The sequence below is a fragment of the Micromonospora sp. NBC_01796 genome, from assembly GCF_035917455.1.
In the GTDB taxonomy this organism is placed as follows: Bacteria; Actinomycetota; Actinomycetes; order Mycobacteriales; family Micromonosporaceae; genus Micromonospora_G.
The window spans coordinates 1,406,626-1,424,261 of sequence record NZ_CP109078.1 but is presented as its reverse complement, the minus strand read 5'-3'; the positions used below and the strand labels follow the sequence as shown (position 1 = coordinate 1,424,261).

General features: G+C 70.7%; 13 protein-coding genes and 1 pseudogene. 9 read left to right on the top strand and 5 right to left on the bottom strand.

The genetic code is table 11. The features are described from left to right. Positions 1-7: 7 nt before the first annotated feature. From OIE47_RS06545 to OIE47_RS06535, 3 genes are all read left to right on the top strand, one after another. A complete protein-coding gene (locus tag OIE47_RS06545) occupies positions 8-1,174 on the top strand; it encodes an Ig-like domain-containing protein (protein WP_326560596.1) in 1,167 nt (388 codons plus the stop codon). A gap of 82 nt (positions 1,175-1,256) precedes the next feature. Further along, on the top strand, positions 1,257-2,354 hold the full coding sequence (locus OIE47_RS06540) for an Ig-like domain-containing protein (RefSeq protein ID WP_326560595.1): 1,098 nt from the start codon (positions 1,257-1,259) through the stop codon (positions 2,352-2,354). 125 nt (positions 2,355-2,479) lie between these two features. Next, positions 2,480-3,904, top strand: coding sequence for a PQQ-dependent sugar dehydrogenase (locus tag OIE47_RS06535; protein WP_326560594.1), 1,425 nt, complete (start codon positions 2,480-2,482; stop codon positions 3,902-3,904). A gap of 249 nt (positions 3,905-4,153) precedes the next feature. On the opposite strand, the gene OIE47_RS06530 is transcribed toward OIE47_RS06535, so the two are convergent. Together OIE47_RS06530 and OIE47_RS06525 are read right to left on the bottom strand one after the other, a co-directional pair. Next, entirely contained in the window at positions 4,154-4,939 is a 786-nt protein-coding gene (locus OIE47_RS06530) for a phosphatase PAP2 family protein (protein ID WP_326560593.1), read from the bottom strand. A gap of 93 nt (positions 4,940-5,032) precedes the next feature. Continuing rightward, the gene (locus OIE47_RS06525; protein ID WP_326560592.1) at positions 5,033-6,484 is read right to left on the bottom strand and encodes a glycoside hydrolase family 3 protein; all 1,452 of its coding nucleotides are present in this window, start codon (positions 6,482-6,484) and stop codon (positions 5,033-5,035) included. Positions 6,485-6,661: 177 nt separating this feature from the next. On the opposite strand from OIE47_RS06525, the gene OIE47_RS06520 reads away from it, so the two are divergent. Beyond that, positions 6,662-7,837, top strand: coding sequence for an ROK family transcriptional regulator (locus tag OIE47_RS06520; RefSeq protein WP_326560591.1), 1,176 nt, complete (start codon positions 6,662-6,664; stop codon positions 7,835-7,837). 779 nt (positions 7,838-8,616) lie between these two features. Then, positions 8,617-9,543, top strand: a complete 927-nt coding sequence (locus OIE47_RS37990; protein WP_442792135.1) for a golvesin C-terminal-like domain-containing protein — start codon at positions 8,617-8,619, stop codon at positions 9,541-9,543. A 78-nt stretch (positions 9,544-9,621) separates the two neighbouring features. Here OIE47_RS37990 and OIE47_RS06510 read toward each other — a convergent pair whose 3' ends face one another. Beyond that, entirely contained in the window at positions 9,622-10,623 is a 1,002-nt protein-coding gene (locus OIE47_RS06510) for an ABC transporter permease subunit (RefSeq protein ID WP_326560589.1), read from the bottom strand. A gap of 107 nt (positions 10,624-10,730) precedes the next feature. Beyond that, positions 10,731-11,711, bottom strand: a pseudogene (locus tag OIE47_RS06505) (ABC transporter ATP-binding protein); the annotation flags it as partial. 55 nt (positions 11,712-11,766) lie between these two features. Here OIE47_RS06505 and OIE47_RS06500 point away from each other — a divergent pair. The 3 genes from OIE47_RS06500 to OIE47_RS06490 all read left to right on the top strand — a co-directional run bounded on the left by OIE47_RS06500 (position 11,767) and on the right by OIE47_RS06490 (position 15,508). Next, positions 11,767-12,693 carry an ABC transporter ATP-binding protein gene (locus tag OIE47_RS06500; RefSeq protein WP_326560588.1) on the top strand — a complete coding sequence of 309 codons (927 nt, stop codon included), beginning with the start codon at positions 11,767-11,769 and terminating at the stop codon, positions 12,691-12,693. 122 nt (positions 12,694-12,815) lie between these two features. Beyond that, the gene (locus OIE47_RS06495; protein ID WP_326560587.1) at positions 12,816-14,447 is read left to right on the top strand and encodes a cellulase family glycosylhydrolase; all 1,632 of its coding nucleotides are present in this window, start codon (positions 12,816-12,818) and stop codon (positions 14,445-14,447) included. Positions 14,448-14,590: 143 nt separating this feature from the next. Continuing rightward, a complete protein-coding gene (locus OIE47_RS06490; RefSeq protein WP_326560586.1) occupies positions 14,591-15,508 on the top strand; it encodes an N-acyl homoserine lactonase family protein in 918 nt (305 codons plus the stop codon). Positions 15,509-15,645: 137 nt separating this feature from the next. Here OIE47_RS06490 and OIE47_RS06485 read toward each other — a convergent pair whose 3' ends face one another. Continuing rightward, positions 15,646-16,623 carry an LLM class flavin-dependent oxidoreductase gene (locus OIE47_RS06485; protein WP_326560585.1) on the bottom strand — a complete coding sequence of 326 codons (978 nt, stop codon included), beginning with the start codon at positions 16,621-16,623 and terminating at the stop codon, positions 15,646-15,648. A 77-nt stretch (positions 16,624-16,700) separates the two neighbouring features. Here OIE47_RS06485 and OIE47_RS06480 point away from each other — a divergent pair, with 77 nt between their 5' ends. Beyond that, positions 16,701-17,615, top strand: coding sequence for a ribokinase (locus OIE47_RS06480; protein WP_326560584.1), 915 nt, complete (start codon positions 16,701-16,703; stop codon positions 17,613-17,615). Positions 17,616-17,636: the final 21 nt, after the last annotated feature.

Below are 17,636 nucleotides of genomic sequence, written 5' to 3'. Positions count from 1 at the left end.
AAACATCATGTGGGCAAGACGCATTGCCGTGGTGACCGTGGCCGTGACCGTGACCGCCTTGGGTGCCGCCGTACCCGCTCAGGCGGGTGCGCAGGGTCAGACGCTGTTCGGCGACGTGAACGGCGACAGACGTACGGACAGGGTCCAACTCACCTCGGCTCCACCGGACAGGTGTGGTGTCCTGGTGCAGTTGGGCAGGGCGGGCGGCGGTTTCCAGGGGCCGACGTTGTACGTGTATCCGAACCCCGCCGGAGTCGGCGCCGTCCTCCAGTGCCCGGATATCGGAACCCTGGTCGACCTCGGGCGGAACGGGTCCATGGAAGTGGTCGTCGGATGGTTCGCCGGCCGTCCGGTGGGGGTGAACCAGGATCTGCTGATCCTGCGGAACTTCCGTCCCTCGGGGGGAACCACCGGCCTGTTCCAACCCAGTTACATAGACACCTCCGACTTCAACGGCGACGGACGCAGGGACGTTTACCAGTGGACCGACCAGGGTGAGGGAATCACCACGCTCCTGAACACGTCCGACGGCGGGCTGGCCCAGGGGCAACTGCAGTTCTGCGCCACGCCCATCCAACCTCCGCAACTCGCCGACTTCACCCAGGACCGGGCCACCGAGGTGGTGTTCTCGTACTTCGAGCGCTGCGGTGCCCCGCAGTCCGGGGTGGCGGTGCTCTTCAACAACGGCGAGGCGGACTACCTGGAGCAGGACCTCGCTGGATCGTCCGTCTGGCACAGCTCGATCGTGGACGCCGACCTGGACGGTATCCCGGATGTGCAGACCGTCAACGACGTCACCGCCGAGGTGTCGCACTACCTGGTCCGCCCTCCGGTCAGGTTCGTCGAGGCGCCCAGCCCGGAACCGGACGTGGCCGTGGTCACCGCACCCGTACCGACGCCCATCCCGGTGCTGGCCAACGACGCGGTGACGGTCGAGGTGCAGATCGAGATCGACACCCCCCCGCGCTACGGCCGGGTCGAGATCACGCCCCAGAAGACCCTGCTCTACATACCTCCGGCAATCCCTCCGGCGACCGTCGACACCTTCACCTACCGGGTGATCGACGACGGCAAGGTCGCCGTCGCCCCGGTGACGGTTGCGCTCCAGCTGCCGCCCGCCCGATCGGCGAGCGCCACTCCGGCAGCGCCGCAGGGCACCGAGCCGGCGCGGTAGTGGGCGCCCGAGGCGACCACCTGAACCGATGTGCTGCTCGGATCGCGCGAACCCGCGGATCGAGATCCTGATGGGAGGAATCATGTCCAGAAAATTCATCACCCTGGTGACCGTTCTGACGACGATGGTCGCGGTGGGCGCGGTCTCGGGGACCGCTCGGGCGGGTGGACCGAACGCGGCCATCACCGGCGACGTGACCGGGGACGGGCGCAACGACCGGGTCACCCTGGTCGACGTCGATCCCGACGATTGCGGCGTGGTGGTCGAGGCGGGCCTGGATGGCGGGGGCTTCGATCTACCGGTCGCCTACTCGTACACGGATCCGCCCGGTGCGGGAACGCCCGGTGACTGCCCCAACATCGGCACCGCTCTCGACCTCAGCAACGACGGAACGAACGACCTGCTGGTGGGATGGTCCAACGGCCGACCCGCCGGATCCGACGTCGACCTGCTGGTGTTGGAGAACTTCAGCGCGGCGGACGGCTTCATCGCACTGGCCAAGCCCGACTTCATCGGGTCGGGGCACTTCAACGGTGACCTGCGTCGGGACATCTACGAGTGGTCCAACGCGGACCGGGCGTTCGCCACCTATCTGAACGGAGAGGGCGGCGACCTCACCCCGGGCCCGATGCGGTTCTGCGCCAGCGGCCTCACCGCCCGGCTCTCCGACGTCGACCGCAACGGCACGATGGACGCGGTCATCACCTACGAACAGGGATGCGAGGACACCTCGTCGGGTGTGGTGGTGCTGCTCAGCTCCGGCACGGTGGTGAACCTCGAACGCAGCCCCACCGGCGCCACCCGGTGGACGGCCACCGTCCAGGACGAGAACGGCGACGGCAATCCCGACGTGGTCACCACCAACATCAACAACGGTTCGGTGAACCACTGGATTGGGAACGGCGGTGGCGCCTTCAGCCGGGCGCCGATCGCCAACGCCGACACCGCCACAACCACCGGCACCAGGAAGGTGGACATCGCGGTGCTGGCCAACGACATCGCGACCAACAGTGCGGCGCTCACCATCGCGACCCCGCCGTCACACGGCACGGTGCAGATCACCAGCCGTCGGACCGTGGTGTACACGCCGAACGAGTCACACGGCTCGACCGACAGGTTCAGCTACCGGCTGACGCTCGAGGGACGCGTCGTCAGCGCCTCCGTCGCCATCCAGTTCTGACCCCGGGGCGGTCGCGTCACCGTTTCCGAACCGCCGGGTTCCCTCCGCGCAGCGCGTGCGGGGGGAACCCGGCGAGCTATCAACCCACCCATCGATCTCGAACCACGGCATGTGAGGGGGCAGCGATGTCCAGGAGAACAGCAACACGACGCGGAGTTTCGGCCGTACTGGCGCTCTGCCTCGGGCTTGTCGCGGCGGTCGCTCCGCCGTCCGGGCAGGCGCGACCGGTACGGGCTGCCGCGCTCCCGCCCGGCTTCACCGACCAGGTGGTCTTCTCCGGGCTCGTCCAACCCACAAAACTGGTCTTCTCACCCGACGGTCGGATCTTCGTCGCCCAGAAGAACGGCATCATCAAGGTCTTCCACGGGTTGTCCGACTCCACCCCGACCACCTTCGCCGACCTGCGAACCAACGTTTACGACTTTTCCGACCTGGGCCTGGTCGGCCTGGCGCTGCCACCCGGCTTTCCCACCAACCCCTGGGTCTACGTCGGCTACACCTACGACGGCGTTGTCGGCGGCACCGCGCCGACCTACGGCGACACCTGCCCGGTGCTCGGGAACTGCCTGTCCAGCGCCCGGGTGTCCCGCCTGCACATCAGCGGTGACGTGATGAACGGCGTCGAGCGGGTGCTGCTGCACGACTGGTGCCAGCAGAGCGACACCCATTCCATCGGTGACATCGGGTTCGGCCCGGACGGGCGCCTCTACATCGCCGGTGGCGACGGGGCGTCCGGCAACACGATGGACTACGGGCAGCTCGGCACCCCGAGCAACCCGTGCGGGGACCCGCCGTCCCCGGTCGGTGGCCCGATGAGCCCGCCGACGGCCGAGGGTGGGGCGCTGCGGTCGCAGGACCTGCGTACCACCGCGGACCCGACCGGCCTGGACGGGACGATCGTCCGCGTGCACGAGACCACGGGCAAGGCCCCGGCCGACAACCCCCTGGTGAAGAGCCCGGACGCGAACACCAAGCGGATCGTCGCGTACGGGCTGCGCAATCCGTTCCGCTGGGTGTTCCGGCCGGGCACCGGTGAGATCTGGGTCGGTGACGTCGGTTGGCGCAACTACGAGGAGATCGACCGGGTGGTGGCCCCGGTCGCCGGGCCGGTACGCAACTACGGCTGGCCCTGCTACGAGGGGCCCGCCGTGCAGGGCAACTACCGGGCGGCCCACCTCAACCTCTGCGACAGCCTCTACGCCGCACCCGCCGGTACGGTCACCGCGCCGCACTACAGCTATGCGCGTACGCAGGTGATTGCTCCGGGGGACGGGTGCCTGGTCGGCCGGGCCGTGATCAGTGGGCTCGCCTTCTACCCGAGGACCGGAGGCCCCTACCCGGTGACGTACGCCCGCGCGCTGTTCTTCTCCGACTTCCTGCGCGGCTGCGTCTGGGCGATGCTGGCGGGTCCGAACGGTGTACCGAACCCGGCCACGATCGTTCCCTTCGCCACGGCGGCCACCCCCGTCGACCTCCAGATCGGGCCGGAGGGTGACCTCTACTACGTGGATCTGTCCGGCGGGACGGTCCGCCGGTTCCACTTCGGCTAGCCGGTTCGTGGCGCGGACCGTGGACCCCGGCGGGCCCACGGTCCGCATCCTTCCCCAGGCCGAAGTCCTCGGTGCCGCCCGCCGGCGCATGGCTGGCTGGGCGGTGGCCGGTGGGTCGCCGTGATGGGGTGCGAACCTGTCGGTACGACCAGTGGTAACGCTACGAATCCGAGCGGTTGCTTTCAAGACTGCGGGAGAGCCGTCCAAAATGTCCGTTCGGGGGACTTGACGGGTAAATGCCCATTGCCCCTATCGTGCCCGTCCCGCCGCAGGTGCCAGGCGCAGCATCCGCAGCAGGCGTACGGTCGGGCCGCATGCCACCGTCACCGTCGCGGCGGCCAGCACCCCGCCCAGGATCAGCCCGGCCAGGACGTCGTGCGGATAGTGCACCCCGGCCACCACCCGCAGGAGTGCGGTCAACCCGGCCAGCGGCAGGGTGAACAGGGCCAACCGGGGTACGACCAGCGCCAGACCCACCGCGAGCGCGCCGGCGATGGTGGCGTGGTTGCTCGGGAACGACCAGTCGCCGACGTCGGGGCAGGCGGCCAACGACTCCACCCCGGTCAGCGCCCGGCACGGCCGCTCCTGGTCCACCACCAGCTTCGACGCCTCGCTCAGCGCGTACGCGGCACCGGTGGTGACGAGGACGAGCACCGCCCCGGCCAGCAGGAGCGGGTCGCGCCGCCGTCCGAGCCAGCCGATCCCGGCGACGAGTGCGAGCAGTATCAGCAGGGCGGCGTCGGTGGTCAGTTCGACCAGTCGGTGCAGCCATCCGGGCGTGCCGGCGATCGCCTCGACGATGGTCCGGTACCCGTCGGCCGAGACACCGTCGGTGACCAGGAGCACGGCCGGGTCACCGAGTCCGCCGGGCGCGAGCCAGCCCACCAGCCCGGCTCCGCCCACCACGAGCCCCAGCGCCGCCCAGAGCCGGACCGCTCGGCTCCCGGTACGGCGGCGCCGCGTCGGACCGCCCGCCCCCGTACCGGTATCCGTTGGTTTCGCTGACCGTTCCGTCGACCGTTCGCGCTCCGCCATGGTGAACACTGTATGAACGCGAGGTGGCCGCAGTCTTGTTCCGTTCGTCGGTGTCGCGACCCGACGAAGGTCAGTCGGGCTGGCCGGAGGCGGTCAGCCGGCCAGGCCGAGGGTGTCGGCGGCGGCCCAGCCGTTGGCGTGGCTCGCGCCGTACGTGGTGACGAAGGCGCGTACGCCCGCCGGCCGCCAGGTCGACGGCCAGCCCATCTCCACCACGGTCACCGCCTGGTCGACCGCCAGCGCCTCGATCAGGTCGGCCGCGCCCGGCAGCCGGTGCACGTGCCGGCCGACCAGCACGATCGGTCGTCCGTCGGCCAGCTTCGCCAGCGTCTCCGGGTCGGTCTCGGCGGCCACCAGCGGCAACTGCTCGGTGCCGCCCAGGTGCGGTCCGAGGCCCCAGGGGACCCGCCCCTCCGCGATCGTCGAGCTGGAGACGAGCTGCACCACGAGCGGATCGTCCAGGCCGGACAGCACCCCCTCGACCCGTACCGCGCGCTTCGCGGCGGCGTACCCGAGGTTGCCGGCGGTGATCTCGGCGGTCCCGGCGGCCCGGGTCCAGGCGGCGAGGGCGTCGGCGCGACCGGCGGCCTCCTCGACCCGCTCGGTGGAGAGCCGGCCGTCGCGCAGCGCGGCGACGATCTCGGCGGCCACCTCCTCGACCAGGGCGGCGTCCACGTCGGCGCCGATGCAGAGCAGGTCGGCGCCCGCGCCCAGGGCGCGGACCGCGGCCGGGCCGATGCCACCGGCGGCCAGCGCCGCGCCCTTCATCTCCAGCGCGTCGGTGATCACCGCACCGGCGAAGCCGTATTCGCGGCGGAGCAGGTCGACCAGGACGGCCCGGCTGAAGGTGGCCGGACCGTCGCCGGTCAGCGCCGGCACCCGGATGTGCGCGGTCATGATCGCCTTGGTGTCGGCGGCGACCACCGCGGCGAACGGCGGCAGGTCGCGGACCCGGAGCAGGTCCAGCGGTACGTCGACGGTCGGCAACTCGTAGTGCGAGTCGGCGATGGTGGCACCGTGACCGGGGAAGTGCTTGGCACAGGCGGCGACCCCGACCGACTGGAGGCCGGCGACGGCGGCGGCGGAGTGGGCGGCGACCCGGACCGGGTCGGCGCCGAACGAGCGGGTGCCGATGATCGGGTTGTCGTCCGCGCTGTTGACGTCGACCGTGGGGGCCAGGTTGACGTTGATCCCGACGGCGGCGAGTTCGGCACCGATGGCCTGGTAGACCCGCCGGGTCAGGCCGACGTCGTTGACCGCGCCGAGCGCGGCGTTGCCCGGGTACGGGCTGCCGGTGGCGTGGGCCAGCCGGGTGACGTCGCCGCCCTCCTCGTCGATCGCGATCAGGACGTCCGGGCGGACCGCGCGCAGGGCGGCGGTGCTGGCCGCGACCTGGGCCGGGTCGGTGACGTTACGCCCGAACAGGGTGTGGCCGGCGAGCCCGTCGGCGACCAGGCCGAGCGCCCAGTCGGGCGGCGAGTCGCCGGGAAAGGCGGCGAGCAGGGTACGCAGTGCCAACCGGCGGAGCCCTGGATCAGTCCCCACGTTGTCTCCTCTTCGCGGCCACCACTGGTCCGAGTGTCGCACCAAGCAGGGCCATCTCGTGACCAACCGGTGCCCTGTCGGCTTACCGCCGGAGCACCGACTGGCCGTTACGCTACGGCTACTCGGTAAAGGCTAACCCATCTAATAACAAACTTTACTAATAATTAGGGGACCTGAATGGCTTCCACCCGGCTACCCGGCACGCCCCGGCTGCTACGCGCGCTCAACGACCGCGCCGCGCTCGAACTGCTGCTCTCGCAGGGGCCGCTGACCCGGGCGCAGCTCGGCGAGCTGACCGGGCTGTCCAAGGTGACCGCCTCCCAACTCGTCGAACGGCTGGAGGAGCGCGGGCTGGTCATCCGGGTCGGCGAGCAGGCCGGTGGGCGCGGGCCGAACGCCCAGCTCTACGCGGTCGAGCCGGGCAGCGCGCACGTGATCGGGGTGGACGTCGGCCCGGACCGGGTGGTCGCCGCCTGCGCCGACATCACCGGCAAGGTGATCGGCCGGGTGGAACAGTCCACCCGCGACACCGACGACCCGGTCGGCGTCGTACACAACGCGGTGGTCCAGGCGGCGAGCAGCGCCGGAGCGTCGCTGGGCAGCGTACGGCGGGTGGTGCTGGGTACGCCCGGTCTGGTCGACCCGACCACCGGCGACATCACCTTCGCGTTCAACCTGCCCCGCTGGCACCGGGGTCTGCTCGCCGCCCTCCGGGAGGACCTGCACACCCCGGTCGTGTTCGAGAACGACGTCAACCTCGCCGCCCTCGCCGAGGCACAGTCCGGTGCCGCCCGGGGCGTCGACGACTTCGTCCTGGTCTGGGTCGGTGTCGGTGTCGGCCTGGCCATCGTGCTGAACGGCAAGCTGCACCACGGCAGCAGCGGCGCGGCCGGCGAGATCGGCTACCTGCCGGTGCCCGGAGCACCGATCCCTCGTGACGTCTCCCGCCGGGCCAAGCCCGCGTTCCAGCAACTCGCCGCCGCCGACGCGGTCCGGGTGGTCGCCCGCGAGCACGGCTTCCGGGCCCAGACCGCCGCGGACGCGGTACGGGCCGCGATCGCCGCCGGCACCGAGGGCGGTCAACTGCTGGACGAACTCGCCCGCCGGCTCGCGCTCGGGGTGGCCAGCACCTGCGTCGTGCTCGACCCGCCGCTGGTGGTGCTGGCCGGCGAGGTCGGTCAGGCCGGCGGCAGTGCCCTGGCCGAGCGGGTGCAGCACGAGGTCGCGGCGATCACCCTGGTCACGCCACGGGTGGTGGTGACCGAGCTGACCGACGAGCCGGTGCTGCGCGGCGCGCTGCGTACGGCCCTCGACGCGGTCCGGGACGAGGTGTTCGGCTCGACCGTCGGCTAGTTACCCCGTGGTTACCCAAGCTCCCTCGACATCGACGAACGTCGCACTATAGCGTTCCGTCATCCGGTGATCCGGATTTAGGATCATCGATCCCCTGGGGAGGAGTGACGGTGACTGTTCGGTTTCCCTTACGGCGTGCGAGCTACCTGCTCGGCGCCACCCTGATCCTGGCCGCCGGTCCGGCCGGCCAACCCGCGCTGGCCGCCGGCCCGGCCGACATTCCCGGCAACGGTCCGGTGGCCGGCGCCGAGGCACGGTCGCCGCTGGCCGGCGCGTTCGACCGGGCGGCGGCGCGGTACCAGGTGCCGGCCGACCTGCTCGCCGCGCTCGGCTACGCCGAAACCCGGCTCGACGGGCACGGTGGCGCCCCGAGCGCGTCCGGCGGGTACGGCGTCATGCACCTGACCAACAATCCGAAACTGCGCACCCTGGACCTGGCGGCCACGCTCACCGGCCTCGACCCGGCCGTACTGCGTACCGACAGCACGGCCAACATCCTCGGTGCGGCGGCGGTGCTGCGCTCGTACGCCGACGCCGCCGGGCTGGACGCGACCCAGCGCGCCGACGTCGACCACTGGTACCTCCCGGTCGTCCGGTACGGCGGCGCCGGTGACCCGGCCGTTGCCCGGCTCTACGCCGACGCCGTGTACGACCTGCTCGGCACCGGCTTCAATGCCCCGTCCGTTACGTCGGTCGCCCCCCGGACCGTCTCGCCGCACCGGGGCGGGTACGCCACCGTCGCCCCGCTCGGCTCCTCCGGCAACGCCGGCACCGGCGGGGTGGGCACCCTCAGCACCGACTACGGCCCGGCCGCCTGGGCGCCGGCGTACTCCGGCAACTACACCGCGTCGAGTCGCGAGTCGGCGTACCCGATCAACTACGTGATCATCCACGTGGCGCAGGGCTCGTACGCCGGGACGGTGAACTGGTTCCAGAACTCGGCCGCCGGGGTGAGCGCCCACTACACCTTCCGCTCCTCCGACGGCGCCGTCACCCAGTCCGTACGCGACAAGGACATCGCCTGGCACGCCGGCAACTGGACGTACAACACCCAGTCGATCGGGATCGAACACGAGGGTTACGTCAACCAGGCGTCCTGGTTCACCGACGCGATGTACCGGGCGTCCGCCGCGCTGACCCGGCACCTGTGCGACAAGTACGGCATCCCGAAGGACCGGTCGCACATCATCGGGCACAACCAGGTGCCCGGTGCCACCCACACCGACCCCGGCCCGAACTGGAACTGGACCACCTACATGCAGTACGTCACCGGCTCCGGTGGCGGCGGCGGTGGCGGCTGGACGGCCACCGTGGACAACACCACCTCGGGCCGGTTCACCGCGAGCGCCAACTGGGGCGTGTCGACGTACTCCGCGCAGCGTCAGGGGGTCGACTACCGGTACGCCAACCCGGTCGCCGCCAGCGACGTCGCCTGGTACCGGTTCAACGTGCCGGCGACGGCGAGTTACCGGGTCGACGTCTGGTACCCGGCCGACCCCGGTTACAACGACTCCACCCCGTACGTGGTGGCGACGCCGAGCGGGAACCAGACCGTGATCGTGAACCAACGCACCGGCGGCGGGCAGTGGCGCTCGCTGGGCTCCTTCACCCTCGCCGCCGGCGACGCCAACAAGGTCGGGGTGAGCCGCTGGGCCTCCGGCACCGGTTACGTGATCGCCGACGCCGTCCGCCTCACCCGCCTCTGATCTCACGGGCGGCAGCAGGGGCACGGTCGGTAGCGAGCAGGGGAGGGGCACCCGGTCAGACCGGGTGCCCCTCCCCGGTCAGACCAGGTCCCGCTTGCGGAAGTTGGCGAACGAGGCGAGCACGAAAGCGCCCACCACGACCAGCAGCACCAGCAGCGCCGCCGGCCAACCCAGCACGTACTGGGTGACCTGGCAGTAGCCGGCGGGTCCGGGGTCGCAGACGAAGCCCTGGTCGGTGAGGTGGAGTTGGCCGAGCACCCAGGCGCCGACGTAGGTGGAGAGCATCAGGACGTCCGGGCGCGGGGCGTCGATGATCTCCATGACGATCCGGCCGCCGCCCTCCCAGATCACCGCGTAACCCGCGAGCACGCCCAGTGCGGCGGCGGTGTGCCGGCCCAGAACCGCGATCGCGAAGCCCAGCGCGGCCACCAGCAGGGTCAGGAACCACCCCCGGACCGTGGTGGTCAGGATCGTGTTCCAGAAGTCCGCGTCCAGGATGCCGGGGTAACCACGCGTCTGGCCGACCAACCAGAACGCGCCCAGGTACAGCACCGAGGAGACCATCGACAGTCCGAGTACGGCACCGAGCAGGGTGCCCAGCTTGGTTCCGAGCACGGTGAGCCGCTGCGGTCGCCAGAGCAGCAGGTTGGTCATCCCGCCCGAGTTCAGGTCGGCACCGATGTACGACGCCCCGACCAGGAAACCGAACAGCGCGAGGAACGTGATCAGGAAGTAGACCAGCCCCGGCATCTGCCGTTCGAAGACGAACACCCCGGTCAGGTAGTCCTCGATCTGCGGCGTACGGGTGTACATCTCGTCGCAGTCGACCGGGTAGTTGGACCGGAACTCCTCCGGGTTCTCCTCGCGGGTTTCCCGGCACTCGCGCAGCCAGCGTTCGTTCGCGTCGATCTGCTCCTGCACCGCGACCCGCGCCCGTTCGACCTCGCCCGCACCGGGTTGGCGCGACCCGGCGATGGTGGTGACGACGGTGATCGCGAACGCGACCACCAGCACCGCCAGCATGAGCTGGACAAAACGTCGGGCACCCAGCCGCTCCAACTCGGCCTGGATGAGATTCACGCCTTCGTCCCCTCGTCGGTGGTGACCGGCGCTCCCGCCCCGATGGCGGCCGGCGGTTTCCCGTCGTCCGGTCCCGCGGTGGAGCCCAGCTCGATCTGCGCCGCCGGTCCGTAGCCGGTGTCCGGGCGCTGCGGCAGCACCGAGTCGTCGACCTGGTGCGGGTTGCCCTGCTGCGGCACGGTTCCGGTGAGTTCGAGGAAGACGCTCTCCAGGTCCGGGGTGAGCGGGGTCAGCTCGCGTACCCAGAGGTCCTGCTCGCCGAGGATGCGGCTGAGGGCGGCCGGATCGGACACCCCGGAGACCACCAGGCGGTCGGGGTACGTGACCACGTCGTGCCCGGCGGCCGTGATCAGTTCCGTGGCGCGGTCCTCCGGGTCGTCGACCCGTACCAGGTATTCGCCCCGGTCGAAGCCGGCCAGCACCTCGCCGACGGTTCCCGAGGTGACCCGCCGTCCCCGCGAGATGATGGTCACGTGGTCGCAGATCAGCTCGATCTCGGCCAGGATGTGACTGGAGACCAGGACGGTGACCCCGGACGACGCCAGGTCGCGAACCAGGTCCCGCATCTCGCGGATCCCGGCCGGGTCCAGCCCGTTCGCCGGCTCGTCGAGGATCAGCAGCTCCGGGTTCTTGAGCAGGGCCGAGGCGACCGCCAGCCGCTGCTTCATGCCGAGCGAGTAACCCTTGACCCGGTCCTCGGCCCGGTCCCGCAGACCGACCCGTTCGAGCACCTCGTCCACCCGTACCGGCTCGACCCCACCGGCGGTGGCGAGCAGCCGCAGGGTGCGCCGGCCGGTGAAGTTGCCGAAGAACTGCGGGCTCTCCACGATCGCACCGAACCGGGGCGCGACCGCCGGCAGCCGTTCCGGCGCCGGTTCACCGAGCACCCGCATGCTTCCGGCGTCGGCCCGGACCAGGCCGAGCAGCGTACGCAGGGTGGTGGTCTTGCCCGAGCCGTTGGGGCCGAGGAAACCGTGCACCTGCCCCGCCTCGACCAGCATGTCGAACCCGTCGAGTGCGACCCTCGGCTCGCCCCTCAGGGGGCGGAAGCTCTTACGCAGCCCGTGTATCTCGATGACCGCGCTCACGCGACCCCCTCGCCGCGTCCGCCCATGTGGACCTCCGGTCCGTTCAGCGTGATCAATGACACGGCGCCCCACCTTACGGGGAGGCCGCCGTCCGTGGGGGGCGGCGACGCGTGCGTGGTTGGATGGACGGGTGCCTACTGACCTGGTCCACAACGTCGCCGGTGCCGTTGCCACCGGCCCGAACCCGAGCCCGGCCAGCGACGACCTGGTGATCGACCTTGCCGGGGTGAACGTGGTCCGCACCGGTGCGTTCCTGCTGCGGGACCTGAGCTGGCGGGTGGAGTTGGACGAGCGCTGGGTGGTGCTCGGCCCCAACGGCGCTGGGAAGACGACCCTGCTCAATCTGGCCGGCGGCCGGTCGCACCCGACCAGCGGCACGGTGCACGTGCTCGGTGAGAAGATCGGCCGCACCGACATGGCCGAGTTGCGGACCCGGATCGGGTTGACCACGGCCGGGCTGGCCGAGCGGATCCCGGGCGACGAGTCCGTACGCGACGTGGTGCTGACCGCGGCCTGGTCGGTGGTCGGCAGGTGGCGGGAGAGCTACGACGCGGTGGACGAGGCGCGGGCGCGGGCCCTGCTGGACCAGTTCGGCGTCGCCGGGCTGGCCGACCGGCGTTACGGGACCCTGTCCGAGGGGGAGCGCAAGCGGGTGCAGATCGCCCGTGCCCTGATGACCGACCCCGAGTTGCTGCTCCTGGACGAGCCGGCGGCCGGGCTCGACCTGGGCGGGCGCGAGGATCTGGTCGGCCGGCTGGCCGGACTGGCCCGGGACCCGGACGCCCCGGCCCTGGTGCTGATCACCCATCACGTGGAGGAGATCCCGCCGGGCTTCACCCACGCGCTCCTGCTGCGCGAGGGCGGCATCGTCGCCCAGGGCCTGGTCGGCGACACCATCACCGGGGACAACCTCTCCCGTACGTTCGGACTGCCGCTCACCGTCGAACGCTCCGGGGACCGCTTCACCGCCCGCGCCGCCTGAGCCGCCCGACCGGTGCCGCCAAATATGGACAAGTGTCGTCATGTTGACGTGACTGTTAATTAAATTTACTGTTCCTCCATCGATACGTGTCGTCATGTCGATCCGATCGTCAGGGGAACAGGATGAACAGATTCCGTCGGCTGGCGACGCTGGTGTCCGCCACCGCGCTGGCCGTGACCGCAGGTCTGCTGGTGGCGCCGGGCGCGTACGCGGCGACCGCCAGCTTCACCAAGACCCAGGACTGGGGCAGTGGCTACGAGGCCCTGTTCACCGTCCGCAACAACACGACCAGCACGATCACCGGCTGGCGGGTCGAGTTCGACCTGGCCGCCGGCTCGACCATCGGCAGCTCCTGGGACGCGACCCGGACCACCTCCGGCAACCGCCACAGTTTCGTCAACCAGTCCTGGAACGGCACCCTCGCCGCCGGAGCCAGCACCACCTTCGGCTTCACCGTGTCGGGCACCGGCACCCCGACCAACTGCACCGTCAACGGCGGCTCCTGCACCGGCGGCGGAGGAGGCGGCGACACCCAGGCACCCACCGTCCCCGGCAACCTGCGCAGCACCTCGGTCACCTCGACCAGTGTCTCGCTGGCCTGGAACGCCGCCACCGACAACGTCGCGGTGACCGGGTACGACATCTACCGGGGCGGGACCCTCGCGACCACGGTCACCGGCACCGGCGGCACCGTCGGCGGGCTGGCCGCCGCCACGGCGTACACCTTCACGGTCCGGGCGCGGGACGCGGCCGGCAACCTGTCGGCGGTGAGCAACCAGGTCACCGCGACCACCGCCTCCGGCGGGGGCGGCGGCACCACCCCGGCGGCGATCAACGGCCAGCTCCGGGTCTGCGGCGTCAAGCTCTGCAACCAGTACGGGCGCCCGATCCAGTTGCGCGGCATGAGCACGCACGGCATCCAGTGGTACGCCCAGTGCGTCAACAACAACTCCCTCGACGCGCTCGCCAACGACTGGCGCGCCGACGTGCTCCGGATCTCGATGTACATCCAGGAGGACGGTTACGAGACCGACCCGCGCGGTTTCACCGACCGGGTGCACGACTTCATCGAGCGGGCCACCGCCCGTGGCCTCTACGCGATCGTCGACTGGCACATGCTGGATCCGGGCGACCCGAACTTCAACCTCAGTCGGGCCCGTACCTTCTTCACCGAGATCGCCAGCCGGCACAGGGACAAGACCAACATCCTGTACGAGGTGGCGAACGAGCCGAACGGCGTCGGCTGGTCGACCATCAAGTCGTACGCCGAGCAGATCATCCCGGTGATCCGCGCGCAGGACCCCGACGGGGTGGTGCTGGTCGGCACCCGCGCCTGGTCCTCGCTCGGGCTCTCCGACGGTGCCAGCGAGACCGAGGTGGTCAACAACCCGGTCAACGCCACCAACATCATGTACACCTTCCACTTCTACGCCGCCTCGCACGGCACGTCGTACCTGAACGCGCTGAGCAGGGCCGCCGACCGGATCCCGATGTTCGTCACCGAGTTCGGCACCCAGACCGCCTCCGGTGACGGCGCGAACAACTTCACCCAGGCGCAGGCGTACCTGGATCTGATGGCCAGCAAGCAGATCAGCTGGGTCAACTGGAACTTCTCCGACGACTTCCGGTCCGGTGCCGTCTTCAACACCGGCACCTGCAACGGCACCACGTACGCCGGCACCGCCGTACTCAAGCCGGCCGGCGTCTGGATCCGCGACCGCACCCGCACCCCCGACAACTTCCCCACGAGCTGACCTGCCGGGGGCGCGTCGCCCCCCTGCCGAGAACACCCGCTTTTGTAGAGAAAGAGGGGCTATCCGACTCGGGATAGCCCCTCTTTCTCTACATGAGTGCGCCCGGGGCTTGCCGAGGATTGTGTGTCGTGTAATCTAATGTCATGACACAGAACGCGGCGGTCGCGCCCAAGCTCAGCAACCCGATCAAGGCAGTCTCGGTGGTCAGCACCGGCACGGTGGACATCCGCCCGCAGCACGTCCGGTCGAACGGCACCCCGTTCCTGTGGTGGCTGATGACCTCACGCCGGTGGACCGACCCACGACCGATCAACGTCTACGTGATCGAGCGGGAGGACGGTCTCGTCCTGTTCGACACCGGGCAGGACCGGGCCTCGGTCACCGACCCGAACTACTTCCCGACCTCCGGCCTGACCGGGCTGATCTACCGGCGGCTCGCCCGGTTCCAGATCGACTCCGACCAGACGTTGACTGCCCGACTGGCCAGCATCGGTTACGACATCGCCGACGTGCACACCGTCGTGCTGTCGCACCTGCACCAGGACCACATCGGCGGCCTGTCCGAGCTGAGCCACGCCGAGATCGTCGTCGACCAGCGCGAGTGGGACGACCTGCACCAGCCGAACCCCGAGAACCGGGGCATGCTCACCAGTCACATCAACCTGCCCGGTCTGCGCTGGCGGCAGGTGACGCCACGCGCGACGAACGACCCGGCCGTCGCACCGTTCACCGCCGCCCACGACCTCTTCGGCGACGGCACTCTCGTTCTGCTGCCCACACCGGGACACACCCCCGGCTCGCTGTCGCTGCTCGTACGCCAGCCCGGCGCGACCCCGCTGCTGATGGTCGGTGACGTCACCTACGACGTGCACCTCATGCAGGACGGACACATCCCCGGCGTCGGCGAACGCGCCCGGCTGCGCGAGACGACCCGCGCGATCAACACCCTGCGCGGCCGGTACCCGAACCTCGCCGTCCTGCCCGCACACGACCCCGCCGCAGGCGGCCACCTCTCCGGCAGTTCCTGGGCCGAGCGAGCCGGCGTAACGACAGCAAACTGACCGCCGCCAAAGCCCGCCCACCCCCGCCCCCCACCCCCCCCCCCACCCCCGTCGACCCGCCGTCGATCATGAAGTTAGCGACACTTTTCGGCGCGGAAACCGTCGCTAACTTCATGATCAACTAGGTGATCCGGGGGTTATCCGGGGAGGAGGGTGGGGGCGGCGAGGGTTATTTGGGTTACGGCTAGTTGGGGGTCGGTGGGGGGGATGAAGATGATCGAGTCGGCGGTGGCGTCGGTGAGGGCCTGTAGGGAGGCGGCGCACTGGTCGGGGGTGCCGGCTATGGCGAAGCGGTCTACGTAGTGGTCGGGCAGGGCCCCGGCCAGGTCTTCCACCTTCGGGTGGGCGGCCACCAGGGCGGCGATCTCCTCGGCCAGGTCGTCGTCGGCGGGGGAGAGGGGCGGACCGCCGAGGAAACGGCCGGCGATCGCCTGACGGGCGTACGACCGATCGGAGTCGAAGTCGAGGAAACCGTAGACGGTCAGGCGGTGTGGGTCGTCGTTCCGGCCGGCGTCGGCGCGGCCGGCGTCGATCAGGTCCCTGGCCCACCGCAGGTACGCCGGGCTCGCGCACTCGGCCAGGATCGTCCCGTCCGCCACCTGCCCGGACAGCCGCAGCGACTTCGCGCCGCGTACGCCGGTCGAGATCGGGGGCGGTTCGGCCGGCGGGAACGCCAGCTTCACCCCGTCCAGCTTGGCGTACTGCCCGTCGACGGTGACCGTCTCACCGGCCAGCAGGGCGCGTACGACGGTGACGGTCTCGCCGAGCACCGCCAGCGGGGACGGGTGGTGGGCACCGACCTGGCGTACCCAGTCCGGCATGCCGTGGCCGAAACCGGGCAGGATCCGGCCGGGGAAGAGTCGTTCGAGGTTGCTCAACTCCATCGCGGCCAGGGCGGGGTTACGGAACGCGGCCGGCAGGATGCCGATACCGATCCGGATCGTCTCGGTGACCGAGGCGGCGACCGTCGCGGCGGAGACCGCTCCGGTGAAGAAGCAGTCCTCGACCACCCAGAGTTCGTCGTAACCGAGTCGCTCGACCAGACGCGCGTAGGCCGGGAGCTGCTCCGGGGGGCTGTCGCAGCGGTACATGACCCCGATTGCCGTCTTTCCCATCCAGGCAGCCTGCCAGAAAACCACCCCAACCGCCGCCTCTAGAATCATGGTCCGCGTCCCACCAGCAGGAGGTGCCCATGAGTCGGCCCCGGGTTGTTGTCGTGGGCAGCGCGAACATGGACCTGGTGGCCATGACCCCGGTCCTGCCGGCGGCCGGGCAGACGGTGCTCGGCAACGACTTCGTGATGGTGCCCGGCGGCAAGGGGGCCAACCAGGCGATCGCCGCGACCAGGGCCGGTGCCTCCGGTGTTTTCCTCGGCGCGATCGGCTCGGACTCGTTCGGGGTGACGCTGAAGGCGCGGATCGCCGCCTCCGGCGTGGACACCGGCCAACTGCGGGTGGTCTACGGCGCCTCCGGCGTGGCCGTGGTCACCGTCGACGCCAACGGCGAGAACACGGTGGTGGTGGCGCCCGGCGCGAACGCCGCGTTCGTCGGCCTCACCGAACCGGAGCTTTCCGCCGTACGCCGGGCGGACGTGCTGGTAACCCAGCTCGAGATCCCGCTCGAAACGGTCCTCGAAGCGGCCACCGCGGCCCGTGCCGCCGGTACCCGGGTGGTGCTCAACGCCGCCCCGGCCCGGGAACTCCCGGCCGAGTTGCTCGACCTGGTCGACCTCCTCGTGGTCAACGAGCATGAGGCGCAGGCGGTCAGCGGAGCGGGCCGGGAGGATCCGGGGGCGCTGCTGGACGCCGTACCCCGGGCGGTTCTGACCCTCGGCGCCGACGGCGCCTGGTACGGCGACCGGGACGGCACCACCGCGCACATCCCGGGCTTTCCGGTCGACGCGGTCGACACGACCGGTGCCGGTGACGCCTTCACCGGCGCGCTCGCCGTGGCCTGGGGCGAGGGTCGTGACCTGGTCGACGCGGTGCACTGGGCCTGCGCCGCCGGTGCGGCCTGCGCCCGGCACGTCGGCACCTCCGGCTCGCTGCCCCGACGGGACGAGATCGACGCCCTTTTTGCCACCGCCACCGCCCGCCCCGGGCACTGAGCCGCGGCGTTCGCCGCCCCC

Excerpts from the sequence above, each read along its gene's own strand:
- OIE47_RS06535 (WP_326560594.1), top strand. The coding sequence starts at position 2,480 with ATGTCCAGGAGAACAGCAACACGACGCGGAGTTTCGGCCGTACTGGCG.
- OIE47_RS06540 (WP_326560595.1), top strand. The coding sequence starts at position 1,257 with ATGTCCAGAAAATTCATCACCCTGGTGACCGTTCTGACGACGATGGTC.
- OIE47_RS06490 (WP_326560586.1), top strand. The coding sequence starts at position 14,591 with ATGACACAGAACGCGGCGGTCGCGCCCAAGCTCAGCAACCCGATCAAG.
- OIE47_RS06485 (WP_326560585.1), bottom strand. The coding sequence starts at position 16,623 with ATGGGAAAGACGGCAATCGGGGTCATGTACCGCTGCGACAGCCCCCCG.
- OIE47_RS06545 (WP_326560596.1), top strand. The coding sequence starts at position 8 with ATGTGGGCAAGACGCATTGCCGTGGTGACCGTGGCCGTGACCGTGACC.
- OIE47_RS06520 (WP_326560591.1), top strand. The coding sequence starts at position 6,662 with ATGGCTTCCACCCGGCTACCCGGCACGCCCCGGCTGCTACGCGCGCTC.
- OIE47_RS06495 (WP_326560587.1), top strand. The coding sequence starts at position 12,816 with ATGAACAGATTCCGTCGGCTGGCGACGCTGGTGTCCGCCACCGCGCTG.
- OIE47_RS06500 (WP_326560588.1), top strand. The coding sequence starts at position 11,767 with ATGACACGGCGCCCCACCTTACGGGGAGGCCGCCGTCCGTGGGGGGCG.
- OIE47_RS06530 (WP_326560593.1), bottom strand. The coding sequence starts at position 4,939 with ATGGCGGAGCGCGAACGGTCGACGGAACGGTCAGCGAAACCAACGGAT.
- OIE47_RS06480 (WP_326560584.1), top strand. The coding sequence starts at position 16,701 with ATGAGTCGGCCCCGGGTTGTTGTCGTGGGCAGCGCGAACATGGACCTG.